This window comes from Microbacterium sp. CIAB417, assembly GCF_022788845.1.
On the sequence record NZ_JAHZUT010000003.1, the window covers coordinates 1,021,244 to 1,044,719 of the forward strand.

At 70.4% G+C, this 23,476-nt stretch carries 23 protein-coding genes; 3 read left to right on the top strand and 20 right to left on the bottom strand.

Features of this window, described 5'->3' with window-relative positions; all coding sequences use genetic code 11:
* Positions 1-31: 31 nt before the first annotated feature.
* Together KYX17_RS17305 and KYX17_RS17310 are read left to right on the top strand one after the other, a co-directional pair.
* A complete protein-coding gene (locus tag KYX17_RS17305; protein WP_243228147.1) occupies positions 32-1,846 on the top strand; it encodes a ribonucleoside triphosphate reductase in 1,815 nt (604 codons plus the stop codon).
* Between the two features lies 1 nt (position 1,847).
* Complete coding sequence (locus tag KYX17_RS17310) at positions 1,848-2,582, top strand: anaerobic ribonucleoside-triphosphate reductase activating protein (protein WP_243228148.1); 735 nt, start codon at positions 1,848-1,850, stop codon at positions 2,580-2,582.
* A 28-nt stretch (positions 2,583-2,610) separates the two neighbouring features.
* Here the strand turns inward: KYX17_RS17310 and der are convergent, their stop codons facing one another.
* From der to KYX17_RS17410, 20 genes are all read right to left on the bottom strand, one after another.
* Positions 2,611-4,134 carry a ribosome biogenesis GTPase Der gene (gene der, locus KYX17_RS17315; RefSeq protein ID WP_243228149.1) on the bottom strand — a complete coding sequence of 508 codons (1,524 nt, stop codon included), beginning with the start codon at positions 4,132-4,134 and terminating at the stop codon, positions 2,611-2,613.
* On the bottom strand, positions 4,124-4,813 hold the full coding sequence (gene cmk, locus KYX17_RS17320) for a (d)CMP kinase (RefSeq protein ID WP_243228150.1): 690 nt from the start codon (positions 4,811-4,813) through the stop codon (positions 4,124-4,126). Before cmk ends, der begins: the two co-directional genes overlap by 11 nt.
* A complete protein-coding gene (locus KYX17_RS17325; protein ID WP_243228151.1) occupies positions 4,806-5,933 on the bottom strand; it encodes a prephenate dehydrogenase in 1,128 nt (375 codons plus the stop codon). Before KYX17_RS17325 ends, cmk begins: the two co-directional genes overlap by 8 nt.
* On the bottom strand, positions 5,930-6,703 hold the full coding sequence (locus KYX17_RS17330; protein WP_243228152.1) for a pseudouridine synthase: 774 nt from the start codon (positions 6,701-6,703) through the stop codon (positions 5,930-5,932). The genes KYX17_RS17325 and KYX17_RS17330 overlap by 4 nt, the downstream gene beginning before the upstream one ends.
* Positions 6,700-7,308, bottom strand: coding sequence for an SMC-Scp complex subunit ScpB (scpB, locus tag KYX17_RS17335; RefSeq protein ID WP_243228153.1), 609 nt, complete (start codon positions 7,306-7,308; stop codon positions 6,700-6,702). Before scpB ends, KYX17_RS17330 begins: the two co-directional genes overlap by 4 nt.
* Entirely contained in the window at positions 7,298-8,113 is an 816-nt protein-coding gene (locus tag KYX17_RS17340) for a ScpA family protein (RefSeq protein WP_243228154.1), read from the bottom strand. The genes scpB and KYX17_RS17340 overlap by 11 nt, the downstream gene beginning before the upstream one ends.
* Positions 8,097-8,984: a ParA family protein gene (locus KYX17_RS17345; protein WP_243228155.1), complete on the bottom strand. Its 888-nt coding sequence runs from the start codon at positions 8,982-8,984 to the stop codon at positions 8,097-8,099. The genes KYX17_RS17340 and KYX17_RS17345 overlap by 17 nt, the downstream gene beginning before the upstream one ends.
* A 94-nt stretch (positions 8,985-9,078) precedes the next feature.
* Positions 9,079-10,698: a M20/M25/M40 family metallo-hydrolase gene (locus KYX17_RS17350; protein WP_243228156.1), complete on the bottom strand. Its 1,620-nt coding sequence runs from the start codon at positions 10,696-10,698 to the stop codon at positions 9,079-9,081.
* A 113-nt stretch (positions 10,699-10,811) separates the two neighbouring features.
* Positions 10,812-11,408: a vitamin K epoxide reductase family protein gene (locus KYX17_RS17355; protein ID WP_243228157.1), complete on the bottom strand. Its 597-nt coding sequence runs from the start codon at positions 11,406-11,408 to the stop codon at positions 10,812-10,814.
* 65 nt (positions 11,409-11,473) lie between these two features.
* Positions 11,474-12,553: a hypothetical protein gene (locus tag KYX17_RS17360; protein ID WP_243228158.1), complete on the bottom strand. Its 1,080-nt coding sequence runs from the start codon at positions 12,551-12,553 to the stop codon at positions 11,474-11,476.
* A complete protein-coding gene (locus KYX17_RS17365) occupies positions 12,554-13,768 on the bottom strand; it encodes an aminotransferase class V-fold PLP-dependent enzyme (RefSeq protein ID WP_243228159.1) in 1,215 nt (404 codons plus the stop codon).
* 82 nt (positions 13,769-13,850) lie between these two features.
* The gene (xerD, locus tag KYX17_RS17370; RefSeq protein ID WP_243228160.1) at positions 13,851-14,774 is read right to left on the bottom strand and encodes a site-specific tyrosine recombinase XerD; all 924 of its coding nucleotides are present in this window, start codon (positions 14,772-14,774) and stop codon (positions 13,851-13,853) included.
* A gap of 1 nt (position 14,775) precedes the next feature.
* Positions 14,776-15,345, bottom strand: coding sequence for an NUDIX hydrolase (locus KYX17_RS17375; RefSeq protein ID WP_243228161.1), 570 nt, complete (start codon positions 15,343-15,345; stop codon positions 14,776-14,778).
* A gap of 13 nt (positions 15,346-15,358) precedes the next feature.
* Positions 15,359-17,068 (bottom strand): CTP synthase, encoded by a 1,710-nt coding sequence (locus KYX17_RS17380; protein ID WP_243228162.1) that lies wholly within the window; start codon positions 17,066-17,068, stop codon positions 15,359-15,361.
* Between the two features lie 14 nt (positions 17,069-17,082).
* On the bottom strand, positions 17,083-18,780 hold the full coding sequence (recN, locus tag KYX17_RS17385; RefSeq protein WP_243228163.1) for a DNA repair protein RecN: 1,698 nt from the start codon (positions 18,778-18,780) through the stop codon (positions 17,083-17,085).
* Positions 18,777-19,700 carry an NAD kinase gene (locus KYX17_RS17390; protein ID WP_243228164.1) on the bottom strand — a complete coding sequence of 308 codons (924 nt, stop codon included), beginning with the start codon at positions 19,698-19,700 and terminating at the stop codon, positions 18,777-18,779. The genes recN and KYX17_RS17390 overlap by 4 nt, the downstream gene beginning before the upstream one ends.
* On the bottom strand, positions 19,697-20,497 hold the full coding sequence (locus tag KYX17_RS17395) for a TlyA family RNA methyltransferase (protein WP_243228165.1): 801 nt from the start codon (positions 20,495-20,497) through the stop codon (positions 19,697-19,699). Before KYX17_RS17395 ends, KYX17_RS17390 begins: the two co-directional genes overlap by 4 nt.
* Positions 20,494-20,643: a hypothetical protein gene (locus tag KYX17_RS17400; protein ID WP_243228166.1), complete on the bottom strand. Its 150-nt coding sequence runs from the start codon at positions 20,641-20,643 to the stop codon at positions 20,494-20,496. The genes KYX17_RS17395 and KYX17_RS17400 overlap by 4 nt, the downstream gene beginning before the upstream one ends.
* Positions 20,644-20,682: 39 nt before the next feature.
* A complete protein-coding gene (locus tag KYX17_RS17405) occupies positions 20,683-21,714 on the bottom strand; it encodes an HAD-IIA family hydrolase (RefSeq protein ID WP_243228167.1) in 1,032 nt (343 codons plus the stop codon).
* On the bottom strand, positions 21,714-22,490 hold the full coding sequence (locus KYX17_RS17410) for a tetratricopeptide repeat protein (RefSeq protein WP_243228168.1): 777 nt from the start codon (positions 22,488-22,490) through the stop codon (positions 21,714-21,716). The genes KYX17_RS17405 and KYX17_RS17410 overlap by 1 nt, the downstream gene beginning before the upstream one ends.
* Before the next feature lie 6 nt (positions 22,491-22,496).
* On the opposite strand from KYX17_RS17410, the gene KYX17_RS17415 reads away from it, so the two are divergent.
* Positions 22,497-23,030, top strand: coding sequence for a hypothetical protein (locus tag KYX17_RS17415; protein WP_243228169.1), 534 nt, complete (start codon positions 22,497-22,499; stop codon positions 23,028-23,030).
* The last annotated feature ends 446 nt before the right edge of the window (positions 23,031-23,476 follow it).

A 23,476-nucleotide genomic window follows, 5' to 3' on the forward strand; every position in this document is an offset into this window, starting at 1 on the left:
CACCTTCACCCCACGGCTAGAAGGAGCCTGCATGTCCACGTCCACCACCGCTCGCTCGATCTCCGTCGCCCCCACGATCGACGAGTACCTCTCGCGCGGAGACTGGCGCGTCAACGCCAACGCCAACCAGGGATACTCGCTCGGCGGCATGATGCTCAACACGTCCGGCAAAGTCATCGCCAATTACTGGCTCGATCAGGTCTACGCACCCGAGGCGGGCGCCGCGCACCGCGACGGCGACATCCACATCCACGACCTCGACATGTTCGCCGGCTACTGCGCAGGCTGGTCGCTGCGCACCCTCCTCGAGCAGGGCTTCAACGGCGTCCCGGGCAAGGTCTCCTCCGCCCCACCCCGGCACCTGTCGAGCGCGCTCGGCCAGATGGTCAACTTCCTCGGGACCCTCCAGAACGAGTGGGCGGGCGCCCAGGCGTTCAGCTCCTTCGACACCTATCTCGCGCCCTTCGTCCGTCTGGACGACCTCGACGCCGAGGCCGCACGGCAGGCGATCGAGGAGTTCGTCTTCAACCTCAACGTCCCCTCCCGGTGGGGCACCCAGACGCCCTTCACCAACCTCACCCTCGACTGGACGTGCCCGGACGACCTCGCCGACCAGCGCCCGATGATCGGCGGCCGGGTGTGCGACTTCACCTACGGCGACCTCGCCCCCGAGATGGCGATCATCAACCGGGCCTTCATCGACGTTATGACCGCCGGCGACGCCGACGGACGGGCGTTCACCTTCCCCATCCCGACCTACAACATCACGAAGGACTTCGACTGGGACGACCCCGCCGTCGACGCCCTGTTCGCGATGACCGCCAAGTACGGGCTGCCCTACTTCCAGAACTTCGTGAACTCCGACCTCGACCCGCACATGATCCGGTCGATGTGCTGCCGCCTCCAGCTCGACCTCACCCAGCTGCTCGCCCGCGGAAACGGCCTATTCGGCTCGGCGGAGCAGACCGGCTCCCTCGGGGTGGTCACCGTGAACTGCGCGCGCCTCGGCTACCTGCACCCCGGTGACGAGGCGGGTCTCATCGCACGGCTCGATGAGCTCCTGGAGATCGCCCGCGACAGTCTCGAGGCCAAGCGCGTCGTGATCCAGCGCCACATCGACGGGGGGCTCTTCCCGTACACGAAGCGCTACCTCGGCACGCTCGACAACCACTTCTCCACGATCGGCGTCAACGGGCTCAACGAGCTCGTGCGCAACTTCACCGGCGACACCGAGGACATCACCTCGGATGCGGGTCACGCCCTCGTCGCCCGCATCCTGGATCACATCCGCGACCGGATGGTGGAGTTCCAGGAGGCGACCGGCACGATGTACAACCTCGAGGCGACGCCCGCGGAGGGCGCCACGTACCGTTTCGCGAAGAGCGACATCGCCCGCTACGACGGGATCCGCCACGCCGGCACCGACGACAACCCGTACTACACGAACTCCTCACAACTGCCCGTGGGCTACACCGACGACGCGTTCGAGGCGCTCGCACTCCAGGAGGACCTGCAGCAGAAATACACCGGCGGCACGGTGCTCCACCTCTACATGGGCGAGGCCGTCTCCTCCGCCGCTGCCTGCCGCACGCTCGTGCGGCGCGCGCTCGAGAAGTTCCGGCTGCCCTACATCACGATCACGCCGACGTTCTCCATCTGCCCGCGCCATGGCTACCGCTCCGGCGAGCACCTTCTCTGCCCGGAATGCGGTGCGGATTGCGAGGTGTGGACTCGGGTCATGGGCTACTTCCGCCCCGTCTCGTCGTTCAACGTCGGCAAGAAGGGCGAGGCTGCCGAGCGGCTGGCGTTCGCCGAATCGCGCTCCCTCGCCGCCGCGGCGGTGTGAGGTGATCCCCGCCGCGATCGACCCGGCCACCCTGCGCATCGCCGGTCTCACACGCCTGTCGACGGTCGACTGGCCCGACAAGCTCGTGGCGACCGTCTTCCTGCAGGGATGCCCGTGGGATTGCTTCTACTGCCACAACCCGGCGCTGCGCGCGCCGCGTGCGCCCGCCGCGATGAGCTGGCGCACGCTGTGGACGTTCCTGAAGAAGCGGCGTGGTCTGCTGGACGGCGTCGTGTTCTCCGGCGGGGAGCCCACGATGCAACCGGCCCTCCCGGCGGCGATCGCGGCGGTCAGGCAGCTCGGATTCGCGGTGGGCCTGCACACGGCCGGGATCTACCCGGCCGCGCTCGTCCGCATCCTGCCCCACGTCGATTGGGTGGGTCTGGACATCAAGACGAGCAAGCGGCTCTACGAGAAGGTCACGGGCTACTCGAACAGCGCCGAGCGCTCCTGGGGTTCGCTCTCTGTCGTCCTCGCCGAGTCGGCGGCGCGCGCGGGGACGACCCGCCCCCTCGACTACGAGGTGCGCACGACGGTGCACCCCGAGGCGGCGGATGCGGCGGAGCTCGCCGTGCTGGGGCACCGACTCGCCGATGCCGGCGTCACGTGCTGGGCCCTGCAGCGCTTCCGCAGCGAAGGAACCCGTGTCCCGTTGCCCCGTGTCGGCGAGGCCTCCTACGAGGTCTCGCTCGACACGGTGCCGGGTGAGCGGTTCGCGCGGTTCGCGGTGCGCTGAGAGAGTCGGCTGAGACGGTGCGCTGAGCTCAGCGCTGGCGGCGCTCGCGAACCCGCATGTTGATGATGATGGGCGTTCCCTCGAAGCCGTACAGCTCGCGCAGGCGGCGCTGGATGAACCGGCGGTACCCCGGGTCCAGGAAGCCGGTCGTGAACAGGACGAAGGTCGGCGGGCGCGTGCCCGCCTGCGTGCCGAACAGGATGCGGGGCTGCTTGCCGCCGCGCACGGGATGCGGGTGCTCGGCCACGAGCTCGGAGAGGAAGGCGTTGAACTTGCCGGTCGAGATGCGCTGGTCCCACGACTCGAGAGCCGTCTCGAGAGCCGGGACGAGCTTTTCGAGGTGGCGACCGGTGCGGGCCGAGATGTTGACGCGCGGCGCCCACGCGACGTGCGCGAGGTCCTGCTCGATCTCGCGCTCGAGGTACCGGCGGCGGTCGATGTTCGCCATGTCGTCGTCGTTCAGGCGGTCCCACTTGTTGAAGGCCAGCACGAGCGCGCGGCCGGACTCGAGCACCATGTCGATGATGCGCACGTCCTGCTCGCTCAGCGGCTCGGAAACGTCCAACACGACGACGGCGACCTCGGCCTTCTCGAGCGCGGCCGACGTGCGCAACGACGCGTAGAAGTCGGCCCCCTGCTGCAGGTGCACGCGCCGACGGATGCCGGCGGTGTCGACCAGTCGCCACAGCTTGCCGCCGAGCTCGACGATCTCATCGACCGGGTCGCGGGTGGTGCCGGCGAGCTCGTTGACCACGACGCGCTCCTCGCCGGCCGCCTTGTTCAGCAGCGACGACTTGCCCACGTTCGGGCGGCCCAGAATCGCGACACGACGAGGCCCGCCGATCTCGTGCTTGGCGACCGCGGAAACGTCCGGCAGCACCTTCACGAGCTCGTCGAGCAGGTCGGCGACGCCGCGGCCGTGGATGGCGGAGACCGGATGCGGCTCCCCGAGACCGAGGTTCCACAGGGCAGCCGCCTCCGGCTCCTGGCGCGCATCGTCGATCTTGTTGGCGACGAGCATGACCGGCTTGCCGCTGCGACGCAGCAGCTTCACGACGTGCTCGTCGGTGGAGGTGGCGCCCACCATCGCGTCCACGACGAACAGCACCACATCGGCGAGGTCGATCGCGACCTCGGCCTGGGCGGCGACCGACCGGTCGATGCCCTTGGCATCGGGCTCCCAGCCGCCGGTGTCGACGAGCGAGAAGCGGCGCTCGAGCCACTCGGCCTTGTACGTCACGCGGTCGCGCGTCACCCCGGGGGTGTCCTCGACGACGGCCTCGCGGCGCCCGAGGATGCGGTTCACGAGCGCGGACTTGCCGACGTTCGGGCGACCGACGATCGCGACCACCGGCAGCGCCGGCAGGTACTCGATCCCATCGCCCGAGCCGACGAGCCCCGCGAGCACCTCGGCGTCGTCGTCGTCGAGGTCGTAGTCCTCGAGCGACGCCCGCAGCGCGATCGCGCGCTGCTCGGCCAGCGTGTCGTCGATTCCGGCGAGGGTCTCCTCGAGCTGATCCGGTCCGGCTTCGTACTCGTCCTCAGCGCGCATCGCGCACCTCCTGCATTTTCTCTGCGACCGCGAGAACGGCCGCCACTGTCTCATCGAAGTCGAGGTGCGTGGAATCCACGACCTCGACCCCTTCGGCCGCCGACATGAAGTCGACGACGGTGGAATCTGATGCGTCACGTCGGCGCAGCGCGTCGGCGACCGCCGCCGCATCCTGTCCGGTGACCTCGGCGCTGCGCCGGGCAGCGCGCACCTCGGGGGCCGCCGTCAGCAGAATGCGCACCGGCGCATCGGGAGCCACGACCGTGGTGATGTCACGGCCCTCCACGACGACACCGGGGCGTCCGGAGTCGGCGACGAGGGCGCGGAAACGGGCATTGACGGTGTGACGGACGACGGGGACGCGGGCGACTCCGCTGACCGCGTCGGTCACGCGGGTCTCACGGATCGCCTCGGTGACGTCCGTGTCGCCCACCCGCACCCAATAGTCGTCGGGGTCCAGTGAGATGCTGCCGTCGAAGTCGCCCATCGCCTCGAGCACCGCGGTGGCGTCGGAGGTGTCGACGGCCCGGTCGAGGGCGTGCCAGGCCAGGGAGCGGTACACCGCGCCCGTGTCGAGGTATCCGTAACCGAGGCGGCGGGCCACCTCCTTGGAGACCGAGGACTTGCCGCTACCGGCGGGTCCGTCGACGGCGACGATGGCGACGTCGGATTTACTCATTTGCACGGCTCGCAATCCTCCACCCGCGCGCCTCGAGGCCCGCCACAGCGGGCGCGGCGATCGCGGGAACGACACTGATCTCTGCCAGGCCGAACTGGGCGCCGGGCGAATGCTCCAGGCGCAGGTCCTCGACGTTCACACCCAGCTCGCCGAGTTCGCCGAACAGGCGACCGAGCTGACCCGGCGTGTCGTCCACCATGACGACGATGGTCTCGAAACGACGGTTCTGCCCGTGCTTGCCGGGCAGCCGCTCGACGCCCTGATTTCCGCGCAGGATCGTGTCGGCGACGCCGCGACGGGCACCCGGCGCATCGGGCTCCCGCAGCGCATCCGCCACGGCCGCGAGATCCTCCGCGAACGCATCGAGCACGTCCACGACCGGAGCAGCATTGGCGCCGAGGATCTGCACCCAGAGCTCGGGAGCGGATGCCGCGAGCCGGGTCGTGTCGCGAACGCCCTGCCCCGCCAGACGCAGCGCGTCTTCGGGGGCAGCCGTGAGCCGCGCGGCCAGCAGGCTCGAAACGAGCTGGGGAACGTGCGAGACGAGGGCGACCGAGCGATCGTGTTCCTCGGGCGCCATCTCGATCGGCGTCGCTCCCAGATCGAGAGCGAGACCCTCGACGAGCGCGAGATCGGCGGCGGTGGTCTCCTCGTCGCGGCAGACCACCCACGGCCGTCCGATGAACAGGTCGGCCCGCGCGGCGATGGCTCCGCCGCGTTCGCGACCGGCCATGGGATGCGAGCCGATGTAGCGCGCCAGGTCCACTCCGCGCGCTCGGAGCGCGCGCAGCGGCTGTCCCTTGACGCTGGCGACGTCTGTCACGACGGCGTCGGGGTAGGCCGAGAGTTCTCGCTCGACGACGTCGGCGATCACATCCGGCGGCACGGCGACGACGATGAGGCGGGGGGTGTCGCCGGGGGCCGCGGCGCGACCGGCGCCGTAGTCGATCGCGAGGCGGAGCTGGGCGGGCGAGGTGTCGTCGAGCACGACGTCGACGTCCAGGGCACGGAGCGCGTGACCGATGCTGGCGCCCAGCAGGCCCGCGCCGACGACACGGACCGTGCCCGAGGTGCGCGCGGCGACCCGCGCGGGCGCGCTGGTGCCGTTCGACTCGCTCACTGGTTCTCCTGCTCTCCGGGCGGGTCGGACACCTGGTCGCGGCGCGCGAGCGTGAGAAGCGCACCCCGCTCGATCTTAGTCAACTCCCGCATCCTTCCCGCCGGGAGTGTTCCCAGGTGGAGGGGCCCGAACTGCCGGCGCACGAGCTCGAGCACGGGATGCCCGACCGAGGCCATCATGCGGCGCACGATGCGGTTGCGCCCGGAGTGCAGCGTGAGCTCCACGAGGCTGCTCGTGGCCGAGGCATCGAGCAGACGCGCCTTGTCCGCCCGGATGAAGCCGTCTTCCAGCTCGAAGCCGCGCGTGAGCGTCGAGATCGTCTGCGCCGACACCCGGCCGTCGACCTTCGCGATGTAGACCTTCGTGACACCGAACGAGGGGTGTGCCAGCACGTGGGCCAGTTCCCCGTCGTTGGTCAGCAGGAGCAGGCCCGACGTGTCGGCATCCAGGCGACCGACGTTGTAGAGGCGCTCCTCGAAATCGCGGGTGAACTCGCGGAGGTCGCGGCGGCCGCGGTCGTCGCCCATCGAGCTGACGACGCCGGTGGGCTTGTTGAGCATGACGTACCGCTTCGACTGGTCGAACTCGACCGCGACGCCGTCGACGTCGACGAGGTCGGTCTCGGGATCGATCCGGCTGCCGAGCTCGGTCACGACGGCACCGTTCACCCGCACCCGGCCCTCGACGATGTACTGCTCCGCCACACGACGGGAGGCGACGCCCGCGTTTGCGAGCGCCTTCTGCAGGCGGACGCCCTCGGTGTCGGTCATCGTGCGATCTCCTCGAAGCCGGTGCTGCCGTCATCCAGCAGCGGTGAGATGTGCGGAAGCTCGTCGATCGTGTTGACGCCGAGCTTCTCCAGCAGCGCGTCGGTGGTGCCGTACAGGATGGCGCCGGTCTCCCCGTCGTGGCCCACCTCCGTGATGAGCCCGCGGCCCACGAGCGTGCGCACGACCGAGTCGACGTTGACGGCGCGGATCGACGCGACCTGTCCGCGGGTGACGGGCTGCTTGTACGCGATGACCGCGAGGGTCTCCAGAGCCGCCTGCGAGAGACGTGCGGGCTGCTGGGTGCCGAGGAACTCGGTGATGACCCGGTCGTACTCCTCCCGCACGTAGAGCCGCCATCCGCCGCCCACTTCGCGCAGCTCGAAGCCGCGTCGCGGGCCGCCGTCCTCGCCGTCGTAGTCCGCGACGAGCGCAGCGATCGCCTTGCGCACCGCCGGGACGGGTGCGCTGACGGCCGCCGCGAGCGCGACGACGCTGTGCGGCTCGTCGAGGATCAGCAGCACGGCCTCGAGCCGGCGCGCGACGGAGCCCACATCCTGCGGCCAGGCAGTGGTCTCCGACTCTTCGGTGCGGATGTCATCGGTCATAGTCGGCTCCCAGAGTGGCGAGGTTCTCCTCGGACCAGCGTTCCGCGCTCCAGCGCAGGGTCAGCTCGCCGAGGGGCTCCAGCTGCTCGAATGACAGTGCCGCGTGGCGGTACAGCTCGAGGATGGAGAGGAATCGTGCGACCACGATGCCGGAGGCGTCCACCCCGGCGATCAGCTCGCGGAAGGTCAGCGTGCCGCGCTGGCGCAGGAGCGTCACGACGATCGCGGCCTGCTCGCGGATGCTGACCAGCGGCGCGTGCAGGTGGTCGAGGCCGACCGTCGGGATTTCCTTCGGCGCCATCGCCAGCATGGCGAGCGCGGCGAAATCCTCGGTGCTGAGCGTCCACACGAGCTCGGGGGCAGCCTGCCGGTACCGCTCGTCGATACGGACGCTGCGCGCGTGCCGTCTGTCCTCGCGCTCCAGCGAGCGCGCGAACCACGCGGAGACCTCTTTAAAGGCCCGGTACTGCAGCAGCCGCGCGAACAGCAGGTCGCGAGCCTCGAGCAGAGCCACAGCCTCCGCGTCGACGAGCTCGCCCTGCGGGAGCAGTCCCGCCACCTTCATGTCGAGCAGGGTGGCGGCGACGACGAGGAACTCCGATGCCTCATCCAGCTCCGCATCCGGCCCGAGCTGGCGCAGGTACGCGATGAACTCGTCGGTGACGGCGCTGAGCGCCACATCCGTGATGTCGAGCTCGTGCTGCGAGATGAGGGTCAGCAGCAGATCGAACGGGCCGTCGAAGACGCCCAGCGATACCCGGAATCCGTCTGTGGCCGCGTCCTGCGGCTCAGGCGACGGCGCCACGGGCGACCAGCTCCCGCGCGAGACGCAGGTAGGCCTGCGCCGCGGCGTGCTCGGGAGCGAACTCGGTGATGGGCATCCCCGACACCGACGCGTCGGGGAACTTCACGGTGCGCCCGATCACGGTCTCGAGCACATCGTCGCCGAACGCCTCGACCACGCGCTCGAGCACCTCGCGCGAGTGGAGCGTGCGGGGGTCGTACATCGTGGCGAGCACGCCGTCCAGGGTGATCGAGGGGTTCAGCCGGTCGCGCACCTTGTCGATCGTCTCGATCAGCAGGGCGACGCCGCGCAGGGCGAAGAACTCGCACTCGAGCGGGATGAGCACGCCGTGGCTCGCCGTCAGGGCATTGACCGTCAGCAGCCCCAGCGAGGGCTGGCAGTCGATGAGAATGACGTCGTACTCCCCCGCCACGTGGCGGAGCACCCGGGCGAGGATCGTCTCGCGTGCCACCTCGTTGACCAGGTGCACCTCGGCGGCCGAGAGGTCGATGTTGGCCGGCAGCACGTCCAGACCCTCGACGGAGGTCTTCACGATGACCTCGCGCGGGTCGCGCTTGGTGTCCAGCAGCAGGTCGTAGATGGTGGGTACGTCGTGCGTCGTGATGCCCAGGCCCGCGGACAGTGCGCCCTGCGGGTCGAAGTCGACCGCCAGCACCTTGCGGCCGTAGTGCGCGAGAGACGCGGCCAGGTTGATGGTTGTGGTCGTCTTGCCGACCCCGCCCTTCTGGTTGCAGAGGGCGATGATGCGGGCAGGGCCGTGGGCGGCGAGCGCCGGCGGTGTCGCGAACCCCTGGTAGGGGCGACCGGTCGGGCCGAGGGGCACATCGCCCTTCGTGCCTTTACCCGCCTGCTTCACTGCGCGCTCCGCCACCGTACTCCCACTCTGCTTGGTCGTTCGATCGATTCTAGCGACGGCAGGCCGCGGGTTCGGGGAGGGCGCACCGAGCCCCCTCCCCGAACCGCGCTCAGACGGTGCGGCGGCGACGTGCGGCAGCAGCCAGCACGAGGGCACCCGCGAGCAGCGCCACGATGCCGCCGCCGAGCCAGGCACCGGAGATCTCCGAGCCGGATGCGGCCAGCAGATGGTCGCCCTCCTCGGTCACCTCGGGCGCCGGCGCCACCGGGTCGACGATGGGAGCGACACCGTTGACGGCCGACGTGTCGTTGGCGAGCGCCGCGGTGACGTGCGCCATGGCACCCAGCATGATCCGCAGCGCGTCGACGTTGATGTTCGAGATGTCATCGGCGGGCGTGTGATAGTTCGGGTCCATGATGATGCCCTCCGTGCCGCCGAACAGCGCGACCTGTTCCGCCGTCTTGACGTCGTCGGCGCCCGTGAACAGTCCGGATGCGGGGATGCCGGCCAGGATGAACGCGTTGTAATCGCTGCGGGCGTCGAAGGCCGTGTCGATCCAGGGCTGCCCGATCGCATCGAAGTAGCTCGTGAACGCCGCCTCCGTCGCGATCGATCCCTCCGGGACCTCCACCGGCGCCTCATACGTGGACTGGTCGGCATCGTAGACGGAGATCACGTAATTGGGCGAGGCGACCATGTCGAAGTTGAGGTAGGTCGCGATGGTCTCGAGAGCCGCGTCGCCACCGGTCTCGTAGAGATCGTCGACGTAGTGCGCCGATCCCAGGAGCCCGATCTCCTCCGCGCCCCACCAGGCGAAGCGGACCGTGTTCTCCAGCTCACCGGAAGCGGCCAGCTGGAGGGCGACCTCCAGGATCGCCGCCGAGCCCGAGCCGTTGTCGTTGATACCGGGACCATCCTCGACGGAGTCCAGGTGCGCGCCCAGCATCACGACGTTGTCATCGCGTCCGGTGGGCGTGTCGGCGATGATGTTGAACGTCTCGACGGAATCGATGTGCTGCTGAAGGTCGAGGTCGGCGAGGACGGGGCCGTTCGCGAGCGCAGTGAGGAGGTCCTGCCCCTCGCTCTGCAGGATGCCGACTGTCGGTGCGAGCTCGGGTGTCTGCGCACCCAGCGTGCCCTGAAGCGGTCCGGCTTCGTTGTTGTAGATGAGCACGGCCTCCGCGCCCGCGGCCGCTGCCGCCGCCGACTTCTCTGCGAAGGAGCAGCTGCCGCGGGAGACGAGTGCGATGGCGCCCGCGGCGTCGGTGCCCGCCCAGTCGTCCGCGGTGCACCCCAGCGGTGCGGTCGGGGTGACCAGTGGGAGGTCCGAGAGTCCGCCGACGGGCGTGCCCGGGGTGAACTCCATCGGGATGCCGAAGGGGTCGGCGGGAGTGTAGCCGTCGATCGTCAACGTGTACGCGTCGATCGTCTGCAGGTCGGCGTCGAAGTACTGACGCTCAGGCGTGTACCCGGCTGCCGTCAGCGTCTGCTCGATGTAGACCGCACTGGCCTCATAGCCGCTGGTGCCCGCCGCCCGATTGCCGCCGTTCGCATCGGCGATGTCCTGCAGCTGCTGCAGGTGGGCGACGACGGCGTCCACCGTCACCCGCTCCTCCAGATCGGCCGGGTCGACGGCGGCGGCCGGCGCGATGCCGGCGGTCACCGCCAGCGCCGCGCCGATGCCGATTCCGATGCCGATACGGGTGGCTCGTGGCCGTGATGTCGTCACGTGATGTCCTCTCGCGTCTCCCCGGTGCGCCCGACGCTAGTCGGATTCGGCGTCAATCGCTTAGACAATTCACAGGCTCGTAACGCGACGCGCGCCACGCGCGCGGGATCGGCTCAGAAGAGCGAGCCCAGGACGTCCAGCCTGAGCTGCGCGACGACGGCGATCAGCGCGACGTCGAGGATGGTGACCAGCGGAGCCCAGCTGGCGAGCCATCGGCCCACCGGCCGCATCCGCCTCCCCCAGAGTCCCGCCCGTGCGCTCCAGCCGAGTGTGACCCAGAACAGCGGGATCGTGACGAGCCACACGACCATGCACCAGGGGCAGAGCGAGCCGTACTCGAAGACGCTCCGGTAGGCGAGGACGTGCACGAACACGAACGCCGCGGCAATGAAGGCCAGATACGTGCGCCAGTACCAGCTCCGCAGGCCCGTCGCGCCGGCGAGTGCCGTCACGCCGGCGTAGATCGGACCGAGGAAGAGCACGACGCCGATGATCGAGTTGCTGAAGCCGAGAAGGTTGCCGCCGGGCGAGAGCAGGTTGGGTCCGCACGTCACGATCACGCTCAGCTGACACGACACGAGCGGGTCTACGCCCCGCAGCTGCCCGATGTACTCGAGGTACAGCAGGAACGAGACCGCCCATCCGAGCAGGCCGGCGATGATCCAGAAGACGGCGAGCGCGCGTGAAGGCGGCGCGGTGGGGACGCTCATGCGCTCAGTGTGCGCGCGAGGAGTCCGGCTCACGGGGGGCGGCGGCCGTGACTAATGCGGCCGGCTCACCGCATCCCCTGGAGCCGGTCGACCGACACGACGCCGGGGTGCAGGGCGCCGTCGGCGATGAGGGTGGGAACGGTCGCCGTGCGGATCTCCTCCTCGACGACACGCTTGCCGTCGGCGACGATGTCGTGCACCCGATCGGATGCGGCGAGCCGGGCGATGTCGTGGATGTCGGCCGCGTCGTAGCCGGCCTCCGCGAGCCACTGCTGCAGCTGGGTCTCGGCCTCATCCGTCGAGGCCTGCTCGTTGAACCAGATCTGCCAGGCGACGCCGTCGGGGCGCTCCCCCGTGAAGATGTGCTCGAGGATCCGCCAGTCCGTTCCTCCCTGAGCGGGGACATCGTCCTGCTCCGTGAGGCGTACAGCGGTGAGGTAGTCGGCGATCAGGGGCGAGTTCGTGAACTTCGGGGCGGCATCCGGTCCGATCGGGTACGGGATGTAGGCGAGGTTGTGTTCGTCGGCGAAGCCCGCGCTCTCGATGTTGCGGAAGAGCTCGCCGCAGAAGCGGCACCCGGGATCGATCACCTCGACCGCCACCGGGAGCCCGTCTCGGTAGCCGCCAGCGTAGCTCGCCGCCTCGGGGAGGTACTCGCGCGCGTCCCAGTCCTTGAGCCGGCTCGGAAGCGCGTCGAAGGTCTTGCCGAGCGAGCGGAACTCCGCGGCGAACGCGCCGACCACATCCCCCTTGGCCAGCGCCGAGCCGAAGTCGTCCGCGCCGGCGTCGATGCTGCACGCCCCCGCGGACAGACTGCAAGCCTGGGTGTCCTGCGGGTTGCAGGTGCCGTAGACGAAGAGGTTCAGCCCGCTCTTGCCGACGATGTACAGGCTGAGAACGAGGGAGAGCACCATGATCCAGGCGGTCACCTCGATCGCGATGCTCGCCGGCTTCACGAGCCTCGGAGCCCGCACCGCGAGGGGGGCGAGCATGCTGTTCTTCACATCCTCGCGGAACGACGTGTCGCAGGGACGGAAGGTCACGCGCCGGGTGACGCACCGCCATGCCGTACCGAGCAGGCGCCGGTACTTCGCGGAGACGGCCGCCAGCACGAGCAGCACGAGGAACGCGGCGATACACAGCATTCAGAGCCCCCTCAGCATCCGGCCGAGCACATCGAGACAGCGCGCGACATCCTCCTCGGTGTTGTGCGCGCCCAGGCTGAAGCGCAACAGCGGCTCGACCCGCTCGCGTTCGCGCAGCCAGTAGTGCGCGCAGAAGTACCCGCTGCGTGCGGAGATCCCTGCCTTCGAGAGGAAGACCGCCAGACGGTTGCTGTCGACGCGGTGGGCCAGAAGCGGCACGAGCGCGCCGTCGGGGTCGCCGAACACGGTCAGGTTCGGGATCTCGCCCAGCCCCTCGCGCAGCGAACGGGTGAGCCGTCGCTCGCGCTGCTCCACCGGCTCCCCCTCGGTACGCGCGTATGCCTCCCGCCAGCGGAGCGCCGCGCCGAAGGCGAGGATCTCCCCCCAAGCCTGCAGGCCCGGTTCCAGGCGGGTGTGCGGCTCGTCGAGCAGCACGAAGTCATCGGCGGTGACCTCGGCCACCTGGCCGCCGCCGACGAATCCGACCTCGAGCGACATCAGCAGCGCGCGCGTCGCGACGACGACTCCCAGCGACGGTCCGTACGCCTTGTGGGCCGAGAAGCAGATCGCATCGGCGTCGAGAGACCGCAGGACCTCGGGCGCGTGCGCCATCGCCTGGGCGGCGTCGACGATCACGGTCCCGCCGAGACGGTGCGCGTCGGCCACGAGTCCCGCCAGATCCGCGGTGACGGCGCCGTCGACATTGTTCTGGGCCGAGACGACCACGAGGGCATCTGCGAGGTCGGCGTCGCGGTACATCAGAGCACCGAGGGCGTCGCGCTCCAGCACGACACGATCGACCCCGCGAGCGCGGGCGAAGGCGATGGTGCTGAGGAAGACCGCGTTGTGCTCGGTCACCGTCGTCACGACTCGACGGAACCCGCTGGCCGGCATCTGCGCCAGCAGGAGATTCAAGCCGTACGTCGTGTTCAGCGTGAACGAGACGGCGTGCGTGCGCGAGGTCAACCCGAGCGCACGCAGCACCGCGGCCCGCGTGTCGGCGACGCCCGCATCCACCTGTCGCGCGCTCTCGTACGAGGCGCGCCCGCCGCACGCGTTCCGGGTGCGGAAGTACTCGTCGAGCGCCTCGATGACCGGGACGGGACGCATCGACTGACAGGCCGCGTCCAGGTACACGGTGTCGGCGGGCAAGTAGGCGAAGCCCGGACGCCCCGCAGCGTCCTCCCGCGCGGGGGTGCGGCGCAGTCTCCTCACCTCTCCGATGATCCGCGGGCGCACGCGAGCGCGCAGGCCGCGAGGCCGTGTCTATCCGCCCGATGACAACGGGGCGTTCGGCTCAGCGCGCCCGCGGGTGAGCCGCCGCGTAGACGTCTCGGAGGGCGTCGACGCTCACGTGCGTGTAGATCTGCGTCGTGGCCACCGAGGAGTGGCCCAGCAGTTCCTGGACGACGCGCACGTCTGCCCCGCCCTGCAGCAGGTGCGTCGCGAACGAGTGCCGCAGCGTGTGCGGCGAGACGTGCGCCTCCAGCCCCGCCCCCTCCGCCGCCTGCTGGAGGACGGCCCACGCGCTCTGCCGCGACAGCGCCGCCCCGCGCGCCCCCAGGAAGAGGCGCGCAGTCCCCCGGCCACGGCGCGCGAGCTCGGGGCGTGCGCGCGTGAGATACGCGTCGACGGCGGCGCGGGCGTAGGAGCCGACCGGCACGATGCGCTCCTTCGACCCCTTTCCCCGCACCCTCAGCACCTCGCCGTGGGCGAGGTCGTCGACGTCGAGCTGCACGATCTCCGACACGCGCGCACCCGTCGCGTAGAGCAGCTCGACGAGCGCCCGATCGCGAAGCTGGACGGAGGTGGCCTGATCCGCCCGACCGGGCGCGGGGCCCGACGCATCGAGGAGGCGCTCGACCTGCTCGATGGTCAGCGCCTTGGGGAGGCGCTGCGCGAGCTTGGGCGGTCGAAGATCCTGCGCCGGATCGTCGTCGCGGATCCCTTCACGCACGAGGAAGCGGTGCAGCCCGCGGACCGAGGACTGCAGGCGCGCGAGGCTGGATGCGGCCGGCCGCGGCTCGGCCGCCGCCTTCTCCGCGGCGAACGCGGCGATCATCGCCGCATCCACCTCGCCGACGTCGTCGACGCCCCGCTCGGCGAGCCAGGCGACATAGGTCGCCAGGTCGCGGCGGTAGGCGTCGACAGTGTGGGAGGCCAGTCCGCGTTCGATCGTCACATGACGCAGGTACACCTCGACCGCGCGGCCGATGCGCATCTCAACCGACCGGGTCGTCCCGGCGAAGCCGCTCGGCCGCGGCGAGCACGCCCGAGATGAGGATCCCATTACGCACGCCGCCGGCGAGGATCGCGTCGACGACCTCGGACAGCGGCACCCACTGCGCGACGATGTCAGCCTCCTCGTCGGTGCGCTCGTGCGCGCTGAGCTGCACGAGGTCGCGCGCCAGGAAGACGTGGACGATCTCGTCGCTGCCGCCGGGGCTCGTGAACAGGCTCACGAGCGGCTCGAGGCTTCCCGCGGCGAGATCGACCTCCTCCGCGAGCTCACGACGGGCGGTCTCGGAGGGGCTCTCGCCCGCCACATCCAGCAGCCCCGCCGGGATCTCCCAGTCGCGGTGACGAATCGGATGCCGGTACTGCTGGATGAGCAGCACACGATGCTCGTCGTCGACGGCCACGACGGCCGCAGCCCCGGTGTGGTCGACGTAGTCGCGCACGATCTCACCGTCGCCGTAGCGCACCACGTCCGAGCGCACGTCCCAGACGCGGCCGTGGAAGACCACGCTCGTGTCGACGACCTCGCCCTCGAACCGCTCGTCCTGGATCACGGCCGCGCCCCGCTCAGGCGTTCTCGACGTCGAACAGCTCACTGGCGCGGTGGCGGTCCAGCGCCGCACCGACGAGCCCGCGGAACAGCGGATGCGGCGCCGTCGGCCGCGAGCGCAGCTCGGGGTGGGCCTGGGTCGCGATGTAGTACGGGTGCACGTCGCGCGGCAGCTCGACGTACTCGACCAGACCGAGGTCGGGATTGAGGCCCGAGAAGACGAGCCCCGCCTCGGCGAGCTGCTCCCGGTACGCGTTGTTGACCTCGTAGCGGTGACGGTGGCGCTCCGACGCGCGGTTCGATCCGTAGACCTCCGCTGCGATCGAGCCCTCGGCGAGGTCGGCCGGGTACAGCCCCAGTCGCATCGTGCCGCCCAGGTCGCCGTGGTCGAGGATGTCGACCTGCTCGGCCATCGTGGCGACCACCGGGTGCACGGTGTCCGGGTCGAACTCGCTCGAGGACGCGCCCTCCAGGCCCGCCATCGTGCGGGCGTACTCGATGACCATGCACTGCAGGCCGAGGCAGATCCCGAGCGTCGGGATGCCCTGCTCGCGTGCGAAGCGGAGCGCGCCGAGCTTGCCTTCGATGCCGCGGATGCCGAAGCCGCCGGGCACGACGATGCCGTCGACATCCGCGAGCGCGGCGGCGGCGCCTTCGGGCGTCTCGCAGGTGTCCGAGGGGATCCAGCGGATGTTGACGTGCGTCTCGTGCGCGAAGCCGCCGGCCTTCAGCGCTTCCGTGACCGACAGGTAGGCGTCGGGAAGGTCGATGTACTTGCCGACCAGCCCGATCGTGACGTCGTGCTTGGGGTTGTGCACGGCGTTGAGCACCTGCTGCCAGCGCGACCAGTCGACCTCCGCCGCCTTCTCACTGAGCCCGAGCCGGCGCGCGATGTACGCGTCCAGGCCCTGCTCGTTGAGGGTGGAGGGGATGTCGTAGATGCTCGGCAGGTCGACGGTGTTGATGACGCCTTCGACGTCGACGTCGCACATCAGCGCGATCTTGCGCTTGTTGGCGTCGGTGACGGGACGATCGCTGCGCAGCACGAGCGCGTCGGGCTGGATGCCGATCGAGCGGAGTGCTGCGACGGAGTGCTGCGTGGGCTTGGTCTTCTGCTCACCCGACGCGCCCATGAACGGCACGAGCGACACATGCACGAAGAACACGGTGTCGCGACCGAGTTCGTGGCGCAACTGACGCGCTGCCTCGAGGAACGGCTGGGACTCGATGTCGCCGACCGTGCCCCCCACCTCGGTGATGATCACGTCGGGCTTGGGAGACTCGCTGGCCTGCAGCCGCATCCGGCGCTTGATCTCATCGGTGATGTGCGGGATGACCTGCACCGTGTCGCCGAGGTACTCGCCGCGGCGTTCGCGAGCGATCACCTGCGAGTAGATCTGGCCGGTCGTGACGTTGGCCGCCTGGCTCAGCTCGATGTCGAGGAAGCGCTCGTAGTGCCCGATGTCGAGGTCGGTCTCGGCGCCGTCGTCGGTGACGAAGACCTCGCCGTGCTGGAACGGGTTCATCGTTCCCGGGTCGACGTTCAGGTACGGGTCGAGCTTCTGCATGACGACGCGCAGGCCCCGAGCGGTGAGCAGATTGCCGAGGCTGGCGGCGGTCAGGCCCTTGCCCAACGAGGAGACGACACCGCCCGTCACGAAGATGTGCTTGGTGGTGTCGTCGTTGTTCGTACCGTGGGAGAGGCCTGAGCCGGAAGAGTTCGTCACGGGCTTCTATCCTATCAGTGGGCGGGACTGGCGAGGGCGAGCAGCTCCCTCGCGTGGGTGAGTGCTGCGTCGGAGTCTGCCAAACCGGACAGCAGTCGCGCCATCTCCGCTTCGCGCTCGGCCCCCACCAGGCGCCGCACGCTCGACTGGGTGACGGAGCCGTCGTTCTGCTTCACGACGCTGAGGTGGTTCGTCGCGAACGCCGCCACCTGGGCGAGGTGGGTCACCACGATCACCTGCGAGGTCTCGGCGAGGCGGGCGAGGCGTCGGCCGACTTCGATCGCAGCCGCGCCGCCGATTCCCGCATCCACCTCGTCGAACACGAACGTGGGTACCGGGTCGGTCGCGGCGATCACGACCTCGATCGCGAGCATGACGCGACTGAGCTCGCCACCCGACGCCCCCTTCGACACGGGACGCGGGGCAGCCCCCGGATGCGGAGCGAGCAGGATCGCGATCTCGTCGCGTCCCGCGGCGGATGCCGGCGTCTCGCTCACCTGCACCTCGACACGGGCGTCGGGCAGGGCGAGGGCATGAAGCTCCTCGGTGACGTCGGCCGCGAGCCGGTCCGCCGCCTCCCGTCGCGCAGCGGTGAGCGCGCCGGCGGCGTCGTCGAGGCGCTCGACGAGCTGAGCGCGTTCGGCGCTCAGTCGTTCGACGCGCGAATCGTCGTCGTCGAGCTCGGCCAGGCGATCCCCGCCGGCGGCGGCGAGCGTCAGGGCGGCTTCCAGGCTGCCGTGGGCGCGGATGAGCCCGGCGAGGACGCTGCGGCGCTCCTCGACCGCGGCGAGCTCCGCCGGCCCCGTCTCGTCGAGGTCTGCGAGATAGCCCGCGACGGCCCCGGCGAGATCGACGATCCGATACGAGATCTCGGCGGCCTGCTCTGCCATCGTCGCCACGGCCGGATCGGCGTCGGAGACGCGTTCGAGGGCGCGACGTGCCTCGGCGACGAGTGTGGACGCATCGGGCGCGTCCTGCTCGCTCGCGAGCGCCTCGTGCGCGAGAGCCGCCGCCTCTCGGAGCTCCTCCACGTTGGCGAGCAGCTCGGCGCGGGCGGCCAGCTGCACGTCCTCCCCCGGCTGCGGCGCTGCGGCGTCGATGGCGGCGAGATCGGCGCGCAACTGCTCCGCCTCGCGTACGCGCTCGTCGCGGCGCTGCACCAGCTCGTCCAGCTCCGCATCCAGCGCACGCAGCCGCTCGTACGCGCTCCGATACTCCGCCAGCGGCACGGCCACGTTCTGGCCCGCATACCGGTCGAGGGCGTCACGCTGGGCCGCGCCGGATCGCAGGCGCAGCTGGTCGGACTGACCGTGCACGGCGACGAGGAGATCGGCGAGATCCGTCAAGACGCCGACCGGCGCCGATCTGCCGCCCACCGTGGCGCGGCTGCGTCCTTCGGCGCTCAGCGTGCGCCCGAGCAGGAGCTCGGCACGGTCGTGTCCGACCGGGTCGAGCTCCCCGCCGGCCTCGCGGACGCGCTCGGCGGCGGCACCGTCGGCATCCACGAGCCAGACGCCCTCCACGGCCGCGGCGCTCGCCCCCGATCGCACGACACCCGAGTCGGCGCGCGCTCCGAGCAGCAGCCCGAGTCCGGTGACGACCATCGTCTTGCCCGCACCGGTCTCGCCCGTGATGGCGGTGAAGCCCGGCCCCATGGGCAGCGTCGCGTCGGCGATGACACCGAGCTCTCGCAGGCGCATCTCCTCGATCACGCGGCGCCCTCTCCCGCCGGCCCCCGCCATCCGGTGACGGGCAGGTGGAACTTCTGCACGAGGCGCTCGGTGAATGCCGGCGGGTGCAGACGCGCGAGACGCACCGGCTCGGCGGATCGACGTGCGACCACGCGCGCCCCCGGGGGCAGCTCGTGGGAGCGACGGCCATCGCACCAGAGGATGCCGGTGCCGTGCGTGCGTGCCAACACCTCGATCGCGACCGCGGCCTCCGGCCCGACCACGAGCGGCTTCGCGAACAGCGCGTGCGCCGACAGCGGGACGACCGAGATGGCTTCGACCGTCGGCCAGATGATCGGCCCGCCGGCCGAGAAGTTGTAGGCCGTCGATCCGGTCGGTGTCGCAATCACCACGCCGTCGCATCCGAAGCTCGACAGGGGGCGGCCGTCGATCTCCATGACGACCTCGAGCATCCGCTCGCGACTCGCCTTCTCGACCGTCGCCTCGTTCAAGGCCCAGGTGCTGTAGATGACCTGCCCGGAGGCGTCTTTGACCCGCACCGACAGGGCGAGGCGTTCTTCGACCCGGTAGTCGCGGGCGATGACACGCGCCACGGCCTCGTCCATGTCGTCGCGCTCGCTCTCGGCGAGGAAGCCCACGTGACCCATGTTGATCCCGAGCACGGGCGCGGTGCCGCTGCGCACCATCTCCGCGGCGCGAAGGATCGTGCCGTCACCGCCGAGCACGATCGCGAGCTCGATCTCGTGCAGGGGCACGTCGACGCCGAGAACGGCCAGGTCGGCGCACCGCGGCAGCACTTCGGCGAGCTCGTCACGGTCGTCTTCGGCCAGTACCGGGGTGGCGCCCGCGGCCCTCAGTGCGGAGATCACCCGATCGGCCGCCTCGACGGTGTCTGCGCGGCGCGCGTGGGCCACCACGAGGATGTGGCGCGGCTCGGTCATCGCACTCCCGTCAGCTCGGTCACAGTGCTCTCCCATTCTGACGGAATGCGCCCGCCGGTGCGGCCGAGGTGCACGAGATACTCCTGGTTGCCGTGGGTACCCACCACGGGAGAAGCGATCAAGCCCGCCGTCTGAAGGCCCGCATCCCATGCCTGCCAGAGCACGGTCGAGATCGACTCGGCACGCTGGGCTGGGTCTGTGACGAGACCGCCGCGCACGGCGGTACGGCCCACCTCGAACTGCGGCTTGATGAGCAGCACGATGTCGCTCGTCTCGGTGACGACCGAGCGCACGGGCTCGAGCACGTGCGACAGCGAGATGAAGGACAGATCACCCGTGACGACCTCGGGCGTGTACGGCGACCCCGCCGCGGAGGCGAGGGCAGCGGGGTCCATGAAGCGGACGTTGAACCCTTCGACGGCGATCACGCCGGGGTCCCGGCGCACGCTGTCCGCGAGCTGATCGTGCCCGACGTCGACCGCGAGCACCGGCTCGGCACCGCGCTCACGGAGCACCTGCGTGAACCCTCCGGTGCTGGCACCCATGTCCAGGGCAGCGCGTCCGGCGACGTCGATCGAGAACGCGTCGAGAGCGGCGAGCAGCTTGTGGGCGGCCCGGCTCACGTAATGATCGGATGCAGCGACGGCGATCTCCGCCGACTCGCTGACGCGATGCGAGGGCTTGACGACGGCGGTGCCATCGACGGAGACCAGGCCCTGCATGATGAGAGTCGCGGCGTGCGTGCGGGAGCGCGCGAGCCCGCGCGCGGCCACCGCGGCGTCGAGACGCTCGGTCATCCGGCGTGCGGTCCCGAGTCGAGCCGGCGAGCGATGTCGTCGAGCAGGACCGCGTACGCTGCGGCTCGATCGCCGAGGGGCTGCTGCTCGATCACCTCGAGTGCGGGCAGCAGATCATCGGCCGGCTCCGTGGGTTCTGCGTGCATCACCCCAGGATACGGCTCACCCTCCGCACGAACGGCGCGTCAGGGCCGATGGAACGGATCCGCGTACAGCTCCTCAGGCACCCGGAACCCGAAGATCGCTCGCCCCGTCGACCAGATCGCCGCAGCCCCCGCGCGCACGAGATCGATGGGACGCGAGCCCGCGGACAGGATGCGCAGATCCGCACCGTCGACGGCGACGCGCGCGTCACCCACGATGGTCACATCGCCCTTGACCTTGGTCTGCGGATAGGGCTCGTGCAGTTCGCGGAGGTCGCCGAGGATGAAGTCGGGACGGGACGTCGGCGGGGCGGCGAGGACGTGCTTGGGTCGATCGATGCCGGTGAGCACGAGCGCCGAGGGAATGCCGGCGGCCTGCGCGCCCGCGATGTCGGTGTCCAGACGGTCACCGATGAAGAGCGCGCGGCGCGCGTCGAACCGGGCGAGCGCTTCTTCGAAGATCGGCGTCTCGGGCTTGCCCGCGACGACAGCGAGCCGTCCGATGGCGGTGTGGACCGCGGACACGAGCGTGCCGTTTCCCGGTGCGATGCCTCGCGCCTGCGGGATCGTCCAGTCGGTGTTGGTCGCGATCCAGGGGATCCCGCCCTCGTCCTCGGGTGTCTTCAGCGCGAACGCGGCCTCGGCCAGATCGGTCCATCCCACGTGAGGTGCGAAGCCCTGCACGACGGCGGCCGGGTCGTCCTCGGCCGAACGCGTGACGACGAAGCCGGCTTTCTCGAGCTCGACGACGAGGCCCTCGCCCCCGACGACGAGAATCGTCGCGCCGGCGGGCACGCGGGTGCGCAGCAGTCGAACCGCGGCCTGCGGGCTCGTGACCACGTCGTCTGCTGTCACGGTCAGACCGAGCTCGGTCAGGTGCGCGGCCACACTGGCGTCGGTACGGGACGCGTTGTTGGTGATGAAGCCGAGTCGGCGCGTCGCAGCGACCGTGTTCAGTGCCTCGACGGCGTAGGGCAGCGCACCCGCGCCGGCGTACACGACGCCGTCGAGGTCGGCCAGTACCGTGTCCACGCCATCGAGCGGGGTGGGAGCGGAGCGAGAGAACAGGGCCATCAGCGTGCCTCGTCCTCGTCGTCCGCGCTCGTCGAGTTCTGCGCGTCGGCGGCCGCATCCGCGGCGGCAAGCAGCTCCTCCACCTCCGCGGCGATGGAATAGTCGTCCTCGTCATCCTGGGCGGCGTCGCCGTCGACGCGCTCGTCGGCTTCAGCGTCGAGATCCTCATCCGCGGCGGCCACATCGGCATCGGTGTCCTCGGCGAACTCCTCGTCGAAGATCTCCTCCACGAAGATCTCCTCGTCCGACCCGTTGCCCGCGGCCTCGTCCAGCGCTTCGGCGGCGATGTCTGCCCGCCGCGTCCACTCGGCTGCTTCGTCGTCGCGTCCGAGCTCTTCGAGCACCGCGGCGCGGGCCGCGAAGAGTGCCGGGCTCCACTCGAAGGCCCGGTCGGGATCGAGCTCGGGAATGTCGAGTTCGGCGAGGGCGCGCTCCGTCTCACCGAGGTCCAGGCGTGCACCGGAGAGCGCGATCGCGAGAGAGACGCGCACCGCGACCGGGAGCGTGTTCCGGTCGACCGCGCGACCGACCTCGATCGCTCGGTCGGGCCGGCCGACACCGCGTTCGCTGTCGACCATGAGGGCGATCTGGTCCTCGTTGCCGGAGATGCGACGGTAGGTGCGCAGCTCGCGCAGCGCAAGCGCGTAGTCACCGGTCGCGTACGCGGTGATGGCCACGCTCTCGCGCACGACCGCGATGCGGCCGGCACGGCGGGACGCCGCGAGAGCGTGCTCGTGGGCACGCTGGGGGTCCTCGTCGATTAGCCGCCCCGCCATCACAAGGTGACGGGCGACCTCCTCGGCGTTCTCCTTACTGAGCGTCTTCAGCTCATTCCGCGCGCTCGGGTGAAGATCCCGTGCCGTAATGTCCTCGGGAACCTCCGGCTCCGCGATCTTTGCCGCCCGCACGGCGTCGCGCTGCGGCGGACGCGAGGAGCGGTCAGAGTCGTAACCGCCGCGGTACGGACGATCGCCGCCCTCGCGGGGACGATACGGGCGGTCGCCACCCTCACGCGGACGGAACGGCCGGTCGCCGTCGCGGCGGGGACGGTCAGACTGCGCACCATCACGCGGACGGTACGGGCGGTCACCCTCCTGACGGGGGCGGAAGGGACGCTCGCCGTCACGGCGCGGACGGTCAGACTGCGCGCCATCGCGGGGACGATAGGGGCGGTCGCCGTCCTGACGGGCGCGGAACGGCCGGTCGCCGTCACGGCGCGGACGGTCAGACTGCGCGCCATCACGCGGACGATAGGGGCGATCGCCGTCCTGACGCGGGCGGAAGGGCCGGTCGCCGTCGCGGCGGGGACGGTCTGACTGCGCACCATCGCGCGGACGGTACGGACGATCGCCCCCCTCACGCGGGCGGAACGGGCGGTCGCCGTCACGACGCGGACGATCGGCGCCCTGCCCGTCCTGACGCGGACGGTACGGGCGGTCGCCGCCCTCACGGGGACGGAACGAGCGGTCGCCGTCACGACGCGGGCGATCGGAGCCCTGGGCGTCCTGACGCGGACGGTATGGGCGGTCGCCGCCCTCACGGGGACGGAACGGGCGGTCGCCGTCACGACGCGGACGGTCGGCGCCCTGCCCGTCCTGACGCGGACGGTAGGGACGGTCGCCGCCCTGACGTGGGCGGTCTCCGCCGCGGGCGCGCGAAGACTCCCGACGCTGCTCGTTGTCGTCGTTGTTCGTCATTCGCTCTCTCCTCGCGACGTAAACCCCTGGAAAAACAGAAATGGCCACCCAGCTTTGGGTGGCCA

Coding starts and splice junctions, on each gene's coding strand:
- KYX17_RS17305 (WP_243228147.1), top strand. CDS start 32: ATGTCCACGTCCACCACCGCTCGCTCGATCTCCGTCGCCCCCACGATC.
- der (WP_243228149.1), bottom strand. CDS start 4,134: ATGCGCGCTGAGGACGAGTACGAAGCCGGACCGGATCAGCTCGAGGAG.
- cmk (WP_243228150.1), bottom strand. CDS start 4,813: ATGAGTAAATCCGACGTCGCCATCGTCGCCGTCGACGGACCCGCCGGT.
- KYX17_RS17330 (WP_243228152.1), bottom strand. CDS start 6,703: ATGACCGACACCGAGGGCGTCCGCCTGCAGAAGGCGCTCGCAAACGCG.
- scpB (WP_243228153.1), bottom strand. CDS start 7,308: ATGACCGATGACATCCGCACCGAAGAGTCGGAGACCACTGCCTGGCCG.
- KYX17_RS17355 (WP_243228157.1), bottom strand. CDS start 11,408: ATGAGCGTCCCCACCGCGCCGCCTTCACGCGCGCTCGCCGTCTTCTGG.
- KYX17_RS17360 (WP_243228158.1), bottom strand. CDS start 12,553: ATGCTGTGTATCGCCGCGTTCCTCGTGCTGCTCGTGCTGGCGGCCGTC.
- xerD (WP_243228160.1), bottom strand. CDS start 14,774: ATGCGCATCGGCCGCGCGGTCGAGGTGTACCTGCGTCATGTGACGATC.
- KYX17_RS17390 (WP_243228164.1), bottom strand. CDS start 19,700: ATGACCGAGCCGCGCCACATCCTCGTGGTGGCCCACGCGCGCCGCGCA.
- KYX17_RS17395 (WP_243228165.1), bottom strand. CDS start 20,497: ATGACCGAGCGTCTCGACGCCGCGGTGGCCGCGCGCGGGCTCGCGCGC.
- KYX17_RS17400 (WP_243228166.1), bottom strand. CDS start 20,643: ATGCACGCAGAACCCACGGAGCCGGCCGATGATCTGCTGCCCGCACTC.
- KYX17_RS17405 (WP_243228167.1), bottom strand. CDS start 21,714: ATGGCCCTGTTCTCTCGCTCCGCTCCCACCCCGCTCGATGGCGTGGAC.
- KYX17_RS17410 (WP_243228168.1), bottom strand. CDS start 22,490: ATGGCGGGGCGGCTAATCGACGAGGACCCCCAGCGTGCCCACGAGCAC.